General features: G+C 58.3%; 15 protein-coding genes and 1 riboswitch. Of the genes, 8 read left to right on the top strand and 7 right to left on the bottom strand.

From position 1 onward, the window contains the following. The first annotated feature begins 62 nt into the window (after nt 1-62). From EYW45_RS24475 to EYW45_RS06020, 6 genes are all read left to right on the top strand, one after another. Nucleotides 63-452, top strand: a complete 390-nt coding sequence (locus EYW45_RS24475; protein ID WP_235938871.1) for a FecR domain-containing protein — start codon at nt 63-65, stop codon at nt 450-452. A gap of 179 nt (nt 453-631) precedes the next feature. Then, nucleotides 632-704, top strand: a riboswitch (Fluoride riboswitch). Nucleotides 705-786: 82 nt separating this feature from the next. After that, the gene (locus EYW45_RS06040; protein WP_161134436.1) at nt 787-2100 is read left to right on the top strand and encodes a voltage-gated chloride channel family protein; all 1314 of its coding nucleotides are present in this window, start codon (nt 787-789) and stop codon (nt 2098-2100) included. A gap of 295 nt (nt 2101-2395) precedes the next feature. Then, nucleotides 2396-2716 (top strand): DUF190 domain-containing protein, encoded by a 321-nt coding sequence (locus EYW45_RS06035; protein WP_161134435.1) that lies wholly within the window; start codon nt 2396-2398, stop codon nt 2714-2716. A 575-nt stretch (nt 2717-3291) separates the two neighbouring features. Then, complete coding sequence (locus EYW45_RS06030) at nt 3292-3840, top strand: phosphatase PAP2 family protein (protein ID WP_161134434.1); 549 nt, start codon at nt 3292-3294, stop codon at nt 3838-3840. After that, entirely contained in the window at nt 3837-4454 is a 618-nt protein-coding gene (locus tag EYW45_RS06025; protein ID WP_161134433.1) for an ABC transporter ATP-binding protein, read from the top strand. The genes EYW45_RS06030 and EYW45_RS06025 overlap by 4 nt, the downstream gene beginning before the upstream one ends. Further along, nucleotides 4445-5239, top strand: a complete 795-nt coding sequence (locus EYW45_RS06020; RefSeq protein ID WP_161134432.1) for an ABC transporter permease — start codon at nt 4445-4447, stop codon at nt 5237-5239. The genes EYW45_RS06025 and EYW45_RS06020 overlap by 10 nt, the downstream gene beginning before the upstream one ends. Before the next feature lie 104 nt (nt 5240-5343). Here EYW45_RS06020 and EYW45_RS06015 read toward each other — a convergent pair whose 3' ends face one another. The 7 genes from EYW45_RS06015 to EYW45_RS05985 form a co-directional block, all read right to left on the bottom strand. Then, nucleotides 5344-6063, bottom strand: coding sequence for a 2,3-bisphosphoglycerate-dependent phosphoglycerate mutase (locus EYW45_RS06015; RefSeq protein ID WP_161134431.1), 720 nt, complete (start codon nt 6061-6063; stop codon nt 5344-5346). Nucleotides 6064-6291: 228 nt separating this feature from the next. After that, complete coding sequence (locus tag EYW45_RS06010; RefSeq protein WP_161134430.1) at nt 6292-6873, bottom strand: Nmad2 family putative nucleotide modification protein; 582 nt, start codon at nt 6871-6873, stop codon at nt 6292-6294. Nucleotides 6874-6875: 2 nt separating this feature from the next. Continuing rightward, a complete protein-coding gene (gene sorB, locus EYW45_RS06005) occupies nt 6876-7562 on the bottom strand; it encodes a SorB family sulfite dehydrogenase c-type cytochrome subunit (protein ID WP_161134429.1) in 687 nt (228 codons plus the stop codon). A gap of 10 nt (nt 7563-7572) precedes the next feature. After that, a complete protein-coding gene (sorA, locus tag EYW45_RS06000) occupies nt 7573-8820 on the bottom strand; it encodes a SorA family sulfite dehydrogenase catalytic subunit (RefSeq protein WP_161134428.1) in 1248 nt (415 codons plus the stop codon). Between the two features lie 70 nt (nt 8821-8890). After that, the gene (locus tag EYW45_RS05995; protein WP_161134427.1) at nt 8891-9676 is read right to left on the bottom strand and encodes a substrate-binding domain-containing protein; all 786 of its coding nucleotides are present in this window, start codon (nt 9674-9676) and stop codon (nt 8891-8893) included. A gap of 25 nt (nt 9677-9701) precedes the next feature. Further along, a complete protein-coding gene (locus EYW45_RS05990) occupies nt 9702-10733 on the bottom strand; it encodes a beta-propeller fold lactonase family protein (RefSeq protein WP_161134426.1) in 1032 nt (343 codons plus the stop codon). 92 nt (nt 10734-10825) lie between these two features. After that, a complete protein-coding gene (locus EYW45_RS05985) occupies nt 10826-11947 on the bottom strand; it encodes a YeiH family protein (RefSeq protein ID WP_161134425.1) in 1122 nt (373 codons plus the stop codon). Between the two features lie 129 nt (nt 11948-12076). On the opposite strand from EYW45_RS05985, the gene EYW45_RS05980 reads away from it, so the two are divergent. Together EYW45_RS05980 and EYW45_RS24835 are read left to right on the top strand one after the other, a co-directional pair. Next, nucleotides 12077-12988: a LysR family transcriptional regulator gene (locus EYW45_RS05980; protein WP_161134424.1), complete on the top strand. Its 912-nt coding sequence runs from the start codon at nt 12077-12079 to the stop codon at nt 12986-12988. Further along, complete coding sequence (locus EYW45_RS24835; protein ID WP_202444589.1) at nt 12985-13281, top strand: COG4315 family predicted lipoprotein; 297 nt, start codon at nt 12985-12987, stop codon at nt 13279-13281. Before EYW45_RS05980 ends, EYW45_RS24835 begins: the two co-directional genes overlap by 4 nt. Nucleotides 13282-13285: the final 4 nt, after the last annotated feature.

Below are 13285 nucleotides of genomic sequence, written 5' to 3'. Positions count from 1 at the left end.
GGCTCGCCGCCGACGCCGCCCACCGCGCCGCATGAAGCAAGGTCGAGCAGGTCTGCTGCCAGATGGGCCGTCTGCCAGGCAGCATCGCCCGCCCTACGCTAGCACCGGCCAAGCCGTCACGCCGCAGTGTGCTGCGTAACTTCGGCCTCGTAGCAGGCGGCGGCATCGCCTCCTGGCCGGGTTGGCGCACGCTGCCGTGGGTAGGCTGGACCGCCGACTATCACAGCGCCATCGGCGAACGGCGCAACATCATGCTTACCGACGGCTCGTCCATACTGATGGACACCGATACCGCCATCGACGTCTCATACGACGCCTATGCCCGCATCCGGTACCTGCGATCGGGCGCCATTCTGGTCTCCACGCATCGCGATCCCGCCACCACGCCCCGGCCCTTCTCGTGCGCACCCGCCCGGGTAAGGCACTCGCGCTGGGCACGCGTCACACGGTGAAGGCCGAAGATGGCTGGACGCGCGTGGCCGTTCTGGAAAAGTCCGTCCGGGTCGAGACCGCGCAAGAACAGGCCGCCGTCGTCCTGCATGCTGGTCTGCAGGCGCGCATCAGTGTATGCGGCGTTACCTTCCTAAGATAGCCCCGCTTGCACCGCCGTCCCGCGACTGCTACGATCAAGCTGTATTTCGGAGATGGCATTCCTCCGTTAACCGCCGCTGTTATTCACTGCGGCTGATGATGCCTACAGGCCCCTGGTTTTACTGGGGCTGTAGGCATTTTTTGCGTCCTATGGCTGCGTAGATCAGGGTATATCGCCCCTAGAACCTTGATCTTATGCCGCGCACAACACACCTAGAACAACTAGACCTCCTGCCCTACATAGGCAAATGGCTAGTTCTCTCCTTCATCGTCGCGTGCCTGGCCGGCAGCGCCTCCGCTTTCTTCCTTCATGCGCTTGATTGGGCAACCTCCACACGCGAAGCCTATCCTTGGCTGATCTGGTTGTTGCCGATTGCTGGTTTCGTCGTCGGTTGGTGCTATCTGCGGATGGGGCGGCCCGTAGAGGCGGGCAATAACCTAATCATCGATGAGATTCATGACCCCAAGAGGGTCATCCCTCTGCGTATGGTACCCATGGTGCTCATAGGTACGGTGGTTTCGCATCTGTTCGGTGCGTCGGTGGGGCGTGAAGGGACGGCTGTACAGATGGGCGGCGCACTTGCCGATCGACTCACGCATGTCCTGCGCATGCGCCCCGAAAACCGGCGCATCATTCTCATGGCGGGTATGGCCGCCGGTTTTTCTTCTGTTTTCGGCACGCCATTGGCCGGCGCCATCTTCGGCCTGGAGGTACTGGCGATCGGCCGCATGCGCTACGACGCTCTATTCCCGTGCATGGTAGCAGCCATCGCTGCCGACCGGATCGGACTCCTTTTAGGTGTGCATCACACGCATTACTCGGTGTTAGAAGTAGCCCCTTTGGGCGTAATGAGCGTGCTGAGCGTGGTTGCTGCCGGCATTCTGTTTGGCTTGATCGGCATGATCTTTGCCAATAGTGCCCACGCAATCGGTGCGTTCATGAAGCGGCATGTGCCATACGCGCCGCTTCGGCCGTTAATAGGCGGTTTAGTCGTGGCGGTGGCCGTATGGGCGGTGGACGGCTACCGCTACATTGGTCTGGGTATTCCGTCCATCGTTCAAGCCTTCCGACAACCCATTGCTCCATGGGACTTTTTAGGCAAACTGCTGTTCACGGTGGCTTCCCTTGGAACGGGATTCAAGGGCGGCGAGGTCACTCCCCTTTTTTACATCGGTGCAACGCTCGGCAACGCCCTGGCTCCCCTTCTGCATCTGCCCTTCTCGATGCTCGCGGGCCTGGGATTTGTCGCGGTGTTTGCGGGCGCAGCAAACACGCCGATAGCTACCATTGTCATGGCCATTGAACTGTTCGGCCCGGACATCGCGCCATTTTCCGCCATCGCCTGCATCGCGGCGTATCTCTTCTCTGGCCATAGCGGGGTATACCACGCGCAGCGTGTCGGCCACTCTAAGCATCGCGTGCTGCCTGAAGGACTACGGATATCGGAACTCGGGGCATACCGCAAGCAACTTCGCCAGCAATCGATGGGAGGTACGCCTGAAAAATAAGCCGAGGATCCTTATCCAGATTGAGCACTGACATGACTGCATTGTGCCTGTACCGTCCTATTCCTGCACGGGGTTCCGCGACAAGCTTGTTACATAAACTAATCGCGTCCACAAGACCACCAACCGATCACTGCGATCTGTAAATCTAGCACTCAGAAAAACTGACGCGTCACTATCTGGAGAGTCACAAGTATGAGATATACGCAATGCGTTGGTCTGATAGGCAGTGAGTCTGTCTATGCACCGATCTCCGCGTAGCGATCCACGAATTATTCATTTTGAAAAGGAGATCATCATGAAGGGTTACCAGTTAACGTTCTACACTCAGCAGGATCGGCGGCACGGCAAGAAGTCGATGGCCGAGTGGCTGCTCGAGCTGTCTAGAGAACATGGCGCGTTTGGCGGGACCTTGTTCAGCGCGGGTAAGAGTTTTGGTCACGACGGGCGCTTTCATTCTGCACATTTCATCGAACTCGCGGATCAGCCCGTTGAGGTGACGATCGCGCTGGATGAGACTATCTGCGATCGCCTTTTAGAGGCTATAAAACAAGAGGCCGTCGACGTCTTCTTCACAAAAGCACCAATTGAATTTGGCCGTACAGGCGGACCAATCTGAGCCAACGCAATCTCATATAGGCGAGCAGCTGTGACGAGGGCACGACATGTCCTGATCTTCCCGCACGCACGTTGCCCGACCAAGTCGGAGCACAGTGCGTGATGGCGAATTCATCTATCTTCTGCGATTTACTGCGGGACGAATTGGCTTGCTATCTGGGTACTCAATGTTCCCCGCACTCCAAGCCGATGGTACACCCGGCTAATTGTTGCGTAGGGGTAGCTACCGCTGGTGTATGGAACGGATCCTGGCTACACCTTACCCTTGGTTCGAGCGTGCACAACACGCTGCATTTCCAAATGACCGTTCCTTTGTGACCGTATGAAAACGCACGCGGAGCTCTACGGCAGGTTGATTCGAATCTTTTCCATGCATGATTGGCACATGGTCTCCCATTGCCGACGGTCATCAACGTTAATGTAATTTCACGAAAGTTCGACGGGTCGTGTCTCATCCTCTCATCTTGCGGCATCGAATAGTCTATTCAGGATCCCGAGCAAATGAATATATGGGTCTAGGCTGACGGCCAATAGCTTGTCGATTCTTGCTCACACTAAAAATGCATGAACAGTACTATGGCTCCCTGGAAACATCTGGAAGTTTGGAATCTGTTTGCGTTTAAGGTTTTCCAAGGAACGCCTGATGCGCCAGCGGAATTGGTTGCGGCTGCGCGCTTGTTGACCGAGTTTCCTGTATATCTTGCCGTGTCTTTAGCTCTCTATTACGTCCTGACGAAACGTGACGCTGCATGCGGGGTGGCAATTGTCTTGGCAGAAGTCATCGCGCGTCTTATTGAGGTGATGACAAACCTATACGCGTTTCATCCAAGGCCGTTCGCGGCAGGCTTCGGACCCGCGTTGGTGCATCATGCTGCAAATAATTCTTTGCCCAGTTCGCATGCGACTTTCGTTTGGACTTTCGCTGCCATTTTTGCGTTTCGCGGCCATGCCGCGCTCGCAGCAATCATGTTCGGGATGGGCGTGCTGGTTGCGTGGGCACGAATCTTCGTTGGTATTCATTGGCCCCTCGATATGGTGGCCTCAGCAGTCGTTGCAGCATTTTCTGGAGGCGTGGGATCTATTCTGTTGAGAGCTGGAACTAAAGTGCTTGGGAAAAGAAAATGACATCCATCCCATTCCCATGTCTCTCGCTACGCAACGTGGCTTGCGCACGGCTTGTTTGTTCCAGCCTTGATATCGGACATGGTCAATGTGTCGCGATAACCGGATCATCTGGATCGGGAAAGACGTTGCTGTTGCGCCAGATCGCTGATCTAGACGAAGGAACCGGTCAAATTGAGCTCGACGGCGTTGATCGGGCCATGATCACAGCGCCAGATTGGCGAAAAAAAGTTATCTACTGCCCAGCTGAAGTGGGATGGTGGTCGGATGCAATCTGCGATCATTTCCCCAATCGCGATGCGGCGCTGGAGATGGCAGCGAGCTTGGGCTTAATGCACGGTTGGATCGACGCTTCGGTCCACCAATTATCCAGCGGCGAGCGTCAGAGGGCGGGGCTTCTCCGTTCCTTGCTGCGGCGCCCTCAGGTTTTATTGCTCGACGAGCCGACCTCGGCACTTGATGAAAAAACAACTTTGAAAGTAGAGGACGTGCTACGGGACCAAATGCAGGACGGTATAGCGTTGATGGTTGTGACGCACGATGATGCACAGGCGAGGCGATTAGCCGACTGTGCTTACCGTGTTCACAAGGGCAAGGTGACGTTGGCATGGAACTGATTCAGCTACGTGGGACCGACTTGGCATTGGCAGCCTCTTTGGTGGTGATCAGTGCGCTGCTGTCCCAACTTCTGAGCTTGGGCTTAACACGTGGCATTGCTTGGGCAGCCTGTCGTACCGTAGTTCAACTTTTGTTGGTCGGCATGGTCTTGAGCTTTGTTTTTACGCATGCAAGTCCGTGGCTAACGTCTCTTATCGTTCTGGTGATGATGTGCTTGGCAATACTTGAAGTCACGGTACGACCTCGCGCCCGTCTTCTAGCTGGCGGAAACGTCTGGGTGGCGGCAATGGCCGTTAGTGCGGCGACCTTCGTGACGGTCGCATTCATTCTGAGCACAGCATTGCGACCTGACCCTTGGTATGACCCTCGCTACGTGATCGCATTAGTAGGAATTGTGCTCGGCGCAGTGCTAAATGCTGCAAGTATCTGTATGGACAGCATGCTGTCAGGCGTGCGTCACGATCAGGCAGCAATCGAAGCGCGTCTTGCTTTAGGTGACTCGCCCAGGATTGCTTTTTCTGCGCTTATAGCCGTGTCTGTTCGACGCGGCGTACTTCCTTCGATAAATCAGATGTCCGCGGCAGGAATAATTACCCTTCCTGGCATCATGACTGGGCAGATCATTGCTGGTATGGATCCACTGAATGCAGTGAAGTACCAGATTCTTGTGATGTTTCTGCTTTGCGGTGCGAGCACCTTGGCTTCAATATGCTCTGCGTACGCAATACTCCGCCGGGTCACGGATGACCGCGCGCGGCTTCGGTTGGATCGATTGACGTTCTGAACGGCAACTTGGTGGCTGTCGACGCGGTAAGGAGGCGGATTTGACGCATCCGGGATACTTGTACTTTTGACACCCGCTGCCTTGGGCGTTAGCAACTGAGCGGATCAGAGGATATCCGACGCGCTCTGCAATGATTGGGACAGGACTCGCTTATCGATAAGGGTCAACGCTGAATCAAATTCGTACACACGTGGCTCACCGTTGGCTATTTCAAGCCGTCCGATATCCGCATCTGCGGTGCCTTCGATGATTTTTGTGAGTGCGCGCAGGCTATTGCCATGTGCAACGACCAAGACGGACTGACCCATGCGTAAAGCTGGCGCTATGGATTCCCGCCATGTCTCAGACACACGTGCAACCGTCTGAAGCAGGGATTCGCCCGTCGGTATAGTACTAGCAGGTAGGCCTGCATAACGACGGTCCAGTTTTACAAATACTCCCGATTCGCCAGAGATCGGAGGCGGTTCGGCATCGTAGGCGCGCCGCCATCGTTGCACCAGTGCGGCACCATATTCCTTTTCAGCTTGCATCTTTGATTGTCCGGTTAACGCGCCATAATGCCGCTCGTTGAGTCGCCAATCGATTCGCACGGGAATCCAAAGCGTTCCAATTGCGTCTAGCAGGATCCACAGCGAGCGGATGGATCGCGTTAACGTGGACGAATATGCCTCGTTCAGTTCAATGCCATGCTGGCGCAATGTCTTTCCGGCGCGCTCCATCTGTGCGACCCCGCGCGGCGTCAAATCAACGTCGGCCCAACCGGTAAAGCGCTGTTCCAAGTTCCATTGCGATTCGCCATGACGCACAATAACCAAACAACTCATTTCTTCTCGTCTTCAATCATGCAGTGAGACGGTTGACCGCTGCTAGCTCTTCGCGTCAATGGTGAGCTCGGGGATACGGGGTTCATTGTTGAGCGTTCTAACCGAAGCCTGCGTGGACCGAGAGCATCGGAGGATGCTACAAGCACGATCCCTGCTTCACATCCGCGACTGATCGAGATCGTCACTTCAGGTCACGCGGTATACATGCTGCCCTCAAGCCGAGGTCACTTAGAGCTGCGCCGCATTGATCGGGGACCCGATCACCCCGGGCATCCAGTGAGCCAACCAAGCCTTCAACGCTTGCAGGTCATCCGGGCGCCGACGCACATGGAGCGAATGCCCCTGTCCCGAATGGACAAGGTGCACGAGTTCGGTGGGCAGTTCGGGACTCTGGTTGCCGAAATACCAAAACTCCCAGGACACCAGTGCATTGCGACCGCTTATGTCTTGCGCAGCAAGCTTCTCGCCATGCAGGGTGTTGCTCACCCTTGTAAGCAATCCACCTCGCCCCACTCGATAAAAATTGTCTGGGGGCCGCCGTCCTCCCGGTCGCTTGGCTCGGAATCGTGGGTCGGACCAGTAGTTGCCAAGTGGCACCACCTCATCCACACGCATTGCGAAAACGACTTGATCGTTGGCACGGCTACGCAAGCCGACGATCCAGTCACCGACGTGCGCTGTGCGGCGGATCTGCGGCTTGCACACCGCCAGAGAACACCATCCGTGGTACGGATTCGGCGATCCTCCCTGGTCGACCCTAACGACATAGCGAAAGATTCTGGCACCGCCATCACCATCAGCGTGAAGCATGTTCACTGCTTGAGCACAAACTCGGCCAGTGCCTTCAGTTCGGCATTCGTCAACTGCGCAAAAGGCGGCATGGGAACTGCCCCCCACTTCCCCGAACTGCCGGATTTGATGCTCGTGATGACCTTTTCCACCCCGCCAGGATCGGCTTTGTACTTGGCCGCCACGTCATGGTAAGCGGGTCCGACGACTTTCTGCGCAATGGCGTGACACCCCAGACAGGCATTTGCATTCAACAGCGCATGCACGTCGATCGCGCCACCTGCCGCGGCTGGCGCACCGGCTGCGCCAGGCCTCGACGTTGTGGGTTCAACTGGTGCAGAATCGGTGGTGGCGCGATCTTCCATCGTCACGCTCGCTGCATCGCCATAGGTCGCCGCAAGATAGATTCCCAGCAGTTTGATTTCACTGTCGTCGATTGGCGCGCCATAGAGATGCTGCATCTTGGTCATTTCGGCCGTCCACTGGCTCACCGTCATGCCCGGAGGCTGATAGGCGATGTAGTCAACCGAGTGGCACATGGCACACTTCTGCTGAGCAATCGCGTAGCCGGGCAAGGTCGAAGACTTAAGCTTGACGGTCTCGCCAGGCAGTTGAATGGGGTTGGGCGGAGCGGCCGATGCCGCAGTGGCGACGATTGCGCAGACCGCCGCCAGCACGGCCTGCGTAGCTTTCAAACGCATTGCTTGCATGACGTGCTCCTCACGCGATATTGACGGTGGTAGATTCGATGACATGACGGCGGTAGCCGGCCGGGTTCCAGTCCGCAGTTGCCGGCTGGCCTTCGCCTTTCTGATTGACGGCGCGCACCATCAGGACCGCTTTTCCCCTTTGCGCGAAACTGATCGGCATGCGCCACTCGCGGAAGGAGAAGCGGCCCAGATCCTTTCCCAGTGTGGCATTGCGCCATTGCCGACCACCATCAACGGACACTTCGACCGTCTTGATACCCGCGCCAGCATCGAAGGCAATGCCCTTCAGCTCGACGGTGCTGCCGGCCGGCAGTACACCGCCATCCAGCACGCTTGTGATGAAGCTGCGTACGGGCAGCGTTGAAATGGGCCGCGTCTTGGCTGCTACGGTGCCCGGTGCCACACACTGGCAGTCGTTGTCGGGTACCCGGTAGGCCGTGGTCATGAAGGCCGCATCGTGGCCCTCAAATGCGTGTTCCAGCACTTCGATCTCCGACAGATGTTTGACCCAGTAAGTCCCAAAATAGCCCGGCACGATCAGCTTGAGCGGATAGCCGTTAAGCATCGGCAGTGGCTCGCCGTTCATGGCCCAGGCCAGCATGGGCTCGCCATTCATGGCATGCTCGATAGACAAAGCTTTGCGGAAGTCTGGCGTGGCCGGCAGTACAGGGCTATCCAAGCCATCGAACGTGACCTGCACGGCACTCGCGCTGACGCCGGCTTTCTCGAGCACCGTGCGTAGCGGCACGCCAGTCCAGTGCGCGTTGCCCATCGCACCATTGGCCAGTTGAGCGCCGAACACACGCGGAGACGCGAAGCCCCGGCTGTTGCCCGAACACTGGTTCACAGCCACCACCTCGACCGGCTCGGCGATCGCTTTAAGTTCGGCTAACGACAGCATCAAGGGCGTAGCTACCTTGCCTTTGACACTCAAGCGGAAGGTGGTGAGATCCACTGCCAAGGGGATGTTGGCCAAATGGTAGCGCACAAAGAAAGCGTCGTTCGCGGTAATAGGCCCATCATTGAACACGGCGAACGGCGTCTCAAGGTGCGGTGGACGTGTATGCACGCGGATCAGCGGGCGTTTACCGGGATATTCGACCAGGGGACGCGGGCCATCGGCGAAGCTCACGCCTTCTCCGGTGTCTACTGCTGCCAGCGCTGCGAGTGGCGACGCCGCCACGGCCAGCAGGGCCCCGCCTCGCAAGAAGCTTCGTCTCCGCAAGTCGGCTGAAGCGAACTTTTGAATATCGGGCATTGTGTTGTCTCCTAGTTGTTGCCTGGTTTCGTTCCCGGTCAAATTGCTGCGCGGTTGCTGCAGCGGCGCGTCAAGGCTTCTTCCAGCCCCACTTCTCAAAAATCGACTGTCCTTGCGGCGACTGCAGGAAGGACACGAAAGCCTTGGCTTGCGACCGTTCTGCGCCCTTGAGCGTCAATACTACGCCGGTGTCTCGGTAGATGCGGAAGGGCTCGTCCATCTCGACCAGTTGAGCCAGCTCCGGATTCGCCACTTGCCAGATATTCCAAATGAGCCAGACATCGATGTCGGGCTGCTCGGTCCAGCGCTTCCGCGCTTCGGCGCTGTTGGGCGCTTCAGGCAGCACGAGGTTCTTGCGGAAGGCGCGCACCAGGGCAATGTCACCAGTGCGGCCAGCCACGTCTTCCCACAGGCCGGTTTGTCCAGCGCCTGCCACCGCCATGACTTTGATGCCAGGCTTGATCACATCGCGGAAGCCGCTGATCTGCTTTGGGTTGCCGGGCCGCACCAGGATGGCCACCGGCCGCAGATACAGCGGCTCTGCGTTCTTCAAATCGAACGCGCCAGGCAAAGCCTTGGCAAAGTCGCTCATCATGTTCTCGGCGCCGCTGAATACCACATCGGCATCGGTCTTCGCTTTGTCGACCCACTGTGGCGTCGGGCCAGCCGTGACCTCGACCGTGATCTTGTTTGCAGCACCAAAGGCCTGCGCCGCCTCTTTCATGGCTGGAGCCGGCCCCCCTGGCCCGTAGACATGGAGCACCTCCTGCGCTTGGACGCCGATGGTTGCAAAGGCGAGCGCTGCCGTGGTCAGCCCAAAGATGAAAACGGATTGGATACGTCGAACGATGTGCATGCTGGATCTCCTGAGATGGTCCAATTCAGATGGGCCGCGCCGGCGCCGCTATAGTGCCGACCACGCGTTGGCTGGAACGGTCGACCTTAGCCACGCTTAGATCTTCGTTCAGCACGTACGCCCATTTGCCGTCGCGTGTGAACACGATTGCCTGGCGTGGCTCCTTGAAGCCAGAGATGGTGACCACGACCTGGCGGCTGGCCACCGAGATCACCGAAACGGTGTTGTCGGCCAAATTGCCAACGTAAACGAACTGTCCATCCGGTGTAAGCGCCGCACCGTAGGGATCCTTGCCGACCGGCACCTTAGCCGTGATCGCGCGTTGGACAACATCGACGATCGCCACCGAGTTGCTGCCACTGTTTGCAGCAAAGATGGTCTTGCCGTCCGCCGTGACCGAGATGGCGCGCAGCTTGTCGAAGCCCTTGATCTCGCCGGTGATCTTGTGGGTTGCCGTATCGACAATGCTGATCTTGTCACCTAGGAAGTTGGTGACATAGAGCGTCTTGCCATCGGGGCTCAGGCGCACGCCTTGGCGTGGCTGCGCGAAACCGGTCACCACCGCACGGGGCTGCTGCGCTGCCGGGTCGTACGCCGTAACGGTGCTGGCTGCTTGGTTGTTGATGTAGAGCGTGCCTCCGTCCTGACTCAGCGTGGTGCCGAATGTGCCGGCGCCCGTTGGCAAACTACCCACGGTCTTGAACGTTGCCGTCTCGATGATGGACACCGTGCCCAGGCTACTGTCAGACACGTAGAACCGTTGCCCTCCGGGCGCGAAGACTATGTTGCGGGGCGTTACGAAATCGTTCAGCACTACGCGCACTTTTCCGCTCGTCAGATCGTAGATCACCACATCGGGTCGCTCACTGTAGGACACAACGGCCAATCGCTCATCTGGGCTGATCGCCAGCGAGTTGTTCTTGATGTTGCCGTCGAAGGTCCAGCGTGCGGTAGCGGCCGGCGTCCGATTCGCTGTGTCCGACGGCGTGCCCGCGGTCGAGCACGCGGTTGATAACAGGGCCAAGGTGAGGGAGGTGGCGAGAGCCAGGATTTTCATGGGGGTCCTTGTCGGGTTTATCGATTCTCTACCTGAATGGACGGATGGCACAGATCGAATATTCCATGGGCAACTGAAAAAGTGGGCTCAGGTCAGGAAAACAGCGAGGCGATACCCGCGTTGATGGCTAGGCCGCCACCGATCAGCCAGGCGAACAGCAGCGCAGCGAGCGCCAACGGTTTGATGCCTGCGTTTCGGATGGCTGAGACGTGCGTCGTCAAGCCCAGGGCAGCCATGGCCATCGCCAGCAGGACGGTGTCGATGTCGATTACGGTGCTAACTACCGGCTTCGGCAACAGCGCCAGGGAATTGAGGCCGGCCACGGCCACGAAGCCCAGTGCAAACCAGGGAATCACAATCCCGCCAGGCTTGTGACTCCCGCCATCCGCGTCGGGCGTGGCGTGCGCTGCATCGTCATTTTTGGAGCGCGAGAGATAAGCCGACAAGATGATCAGGAATGGCGCCAGCATCATGACGCGCACCATCTTGGCGATCACTGCGGTGTTGCCCGCGTCGATGCTGATGGCATTGCCGGCAGCGACGACCTGCGCAACCTCATGAATTGTCGAGCCGGCAAAGATGCCGTAGGCGGCCGGGGACATGGCCAGCAGGTGGTACTGCTCGTTTAGGTGGTACAGCAGGGGGTACAGAAAGATGGCCAGCGTGCCAAAGACGACCACGGTGGAGACGGCTACCGTCACCTGTTCGGCTCGGCCACGCAACACAGGCTCGGCGGCCATCACTGCGGCTGCGCCACAGATTGAGCTGCCTGCGCCGATCAACATGGCGACCTTGCGATCCAGACCGAACACGCGGGTTCCCAGGAACCAGGACATTGCGAAGGTGCTGCTCAGTACTAAAGCATCGATCAGCACGCCGGCCAAACCGACATGGCCGATATCCTGAAAGGTCAGGCGCAGGCCGTACAGAATGATGCCCAGACGCAGCAAGGTCTGCTTGGAGAACGCCACGCCGACCGCGCTGGAGTGTGCCAGGCGCCCATACACTGTGTTGCCCACCAACATGCCGAGCACGATGGCAATCGTAAGCGCGCTGATGCCGTTATGTTGCAGCCCGTCCAGCTTGCCCAACTCAATCGCTGCGTAAGCCAAAGCGCCGGCCAATGCCAGACCCGGCAGGAATTGGACTACCCGCTGCGTGCCAATTGAAGGTTTGTGGCTCGGGATCTTCGAGACGGTCGAAGGTGTGGACATTGGGGCTCTCCTTACGAGCTGAATTTGGGGAAACCGTGAACCTCAACCAGAGTGTGAACGCAGTCGATCAATCAAGCAAACGGGTAATTTATGTATGATCTAGCTGAAAATACGGTAAAGGAGAACTTCTTGCGCCTCACACTTCGCCAGCTGCAAATCTTTGCGGCGGTCGCCGACACAGGCAGCACCGTTGCTGCCGGGCTACAAGTCGCCTTATCGCAATCCGCATCCAGTGCCGCGCTCAATGAACTTGAGGCACTGCTAGGCGCTCAGCTTTTTGACCGTATCGGCAAACGACTGGTGCTCAACGATACCGGGCGCCGCCTGCTGCCCCAGGCTCGAGCACTGCTAAACGGTGCGGTAGACATCGAAAGCCAGTTCGGACTGGGTGACGGAAAACCTTCGGCCGGGGGCATGCTCACCCGCTTGCGCGTTGGCGCAAGCACCACCATCGGCAACTATCTGCTGCCGGCATTGGTGGCTAGCCATCTGCGCGAAGTGCCCAACACCATCATCGACGCAACCATCGGCAACACCAGCGATATTGCTGCTGCAGTAGCCCGGCTGGACGTGGATCTGGGCCTGATCGAAGGCCCTTGCCATGAATCCGCACTGCAGGTGCGTCCTTGGATCGAGGACGAGCTGGTACTGGTCTGCTCACCGTCGCACCCTTTGATGGCCGGCGATCCGGCCACCCGCATCGGATTGAAGGCATTGCACCGGCAGCGCTGGCTGGTGCGCGAGCCGGGCTCAGGCACGAGGGAAGCGGTGGAGCATGCGCTTTCGCCCCACCTGCATCAGTGGGAGCAACCAATGCAGTTAGGTAGCACTGAGGCGATCAAGCAGGCTGCAGCCGAGGGCCTGGGACTGGCCTGTCTATCCCTGTGCGCCGTGCAGGATATGTTGACGCTGCAAAGGCTGGTGCTCGTCAACAGCAGCCTGCCGCGATTGACCCGGCGCTTTTACCTCGTGCACCATCGGCAGAAGCAGTTTTCGGCCGGCCTTCAGAGGTTCGTCGCCCGTTGCCAGGCCGCCAAATGACTCTTTTGGAAGCCAATAGAATGAAGGCGCAAGGCAGTGTGCAAGAATCGTCCATGCCCATGCGGATCCTTCTTACCCTGTCGCTGACTGCTGTCTTTGCCTCGATGGCCCACGCCGAGTCCGCTGTCAAGATGGCCTGCGCCATACTGGTCGACACCAGCGGCACGACCCTTTACACCTTCGACAGGGCTGTCGTAGGCAGCGGCAAGAGCACCTGCATTGGTCCCTGCGCCGTCCTCTGGCTGCCGGCATCCGCAACTTTCGATGCCAATTCCGAAGTACGGAGTCACTAGTTTG

The organism is Schauerella aestuarii (assembly GCF_009866805.1).
Taxonomy (GTDB): Bacteria; Pseudomonadota; Gammaproteobacteria; order Burkholderiales; family Burkholderiaceae_B; genus Schauerella; species Schauerella aestuarii.
This window is presented reverse-complemented; position numbering and strand designations above follow the sequence as displayed.

Bases quoted from the DNA above. Each gene is read 5' to 3' on its own strand.
- EYW45_RS24475 (WP_235938871.1), top strand. From the start codon at position 63: ATGGGCCGTCTGCCAGGCAGCATCGCCCGCCCTACGCTAGCACCGGCC.
- EYW45_RS06040 (WP_161134436.1), top strand. From the start codon at position 787: ATGCCGCGCACAACACACCTAGAACAACTAGACCTCCTGCCCTACATA.
- EYW45_RS06035 (WP_161134435.1), top strand. From the start codon at position 2,396: ATGAAGGGTTACCAGTTAACGTTCTACACTCAGCAGGATCGGCGGCAC.
- EYW45_RS06030 (WP_161134434.1), top strand. From the start codon at position 3,292: ATGGCTCCCTGGAAACATCTGGAAGTTTGGAATCTGTTTGCGTTTAAG.
- EYW45_RS06025 (WP_161134433.1), top strand. From the start codon at position 3,837: ATGACATCCATCCCATTCCCATGTCTCTCGCTACGCAACGTGGCTTGC.
- EYW45_RS06020 (WP_161134432.1), top strand. From the start codon at position 4,445: ATGGAACTGATTCAGCTACGTGGGACCGACTTGGCATTGGCAGCCTCT.
- EYW45_RS06015 (WP_161134431.1), bottom strand. From the start codon at position 6,063: ATGAGTTGTTTGGTTATTGTGCGTCATGGCGAATCGCAATGGAACTTG.
- EYW45_RS06010 (WP_161134430.1), bottom strand. From the start codon at position 6,873: ATGCTTCACGCTGATGGTGATGGCGGTGCCAGAATCTTTCGCTATGTC.
- sorB (WP_161134429.1), bottom strand. From the start codon at position 7,562: ATGCAAGCAATGCGTTTGAAAGCTACGCAGGCCGTGCTGGCGGCGGTC.
- sorA (WP_161134428.1), bottom strand. From the start codon at position 8,820: ATGCCCGATATTCAAAAGTTCGCTTCAGCCGACTTGCGGAGACGAAGC.
- EYW45_RS05995 (WP_161134427.1), bottom strand. From the start codon at position 9,676: ATGCACATCGTTCGACGTATCCAATCCGTTTTCATCTTTGGGCTGACC.
- EYW45_RS05990 (WP_161134426.1), bottom strand. From the start codon at position 10,733: ATGAAAATCCTGGCTCTCGCCACCTCCCTCACCTTGGCCCTGTTATCA.
- EYW45_RS05985 (WP_161134425.1), bottom strand. From the start codon at position 11,947: ATGTCCACACCTTCGACCGTCTCGAAGATCCCGAGCCACAAACCTTCA.
- EYW45_RS24835 (WP_202444589.1), top strand. From the start codon at position 12,985: ATGACTCTTTTGGAAGCCAATAGAATGAAGGCGCAAGGCAGTGTGCAA.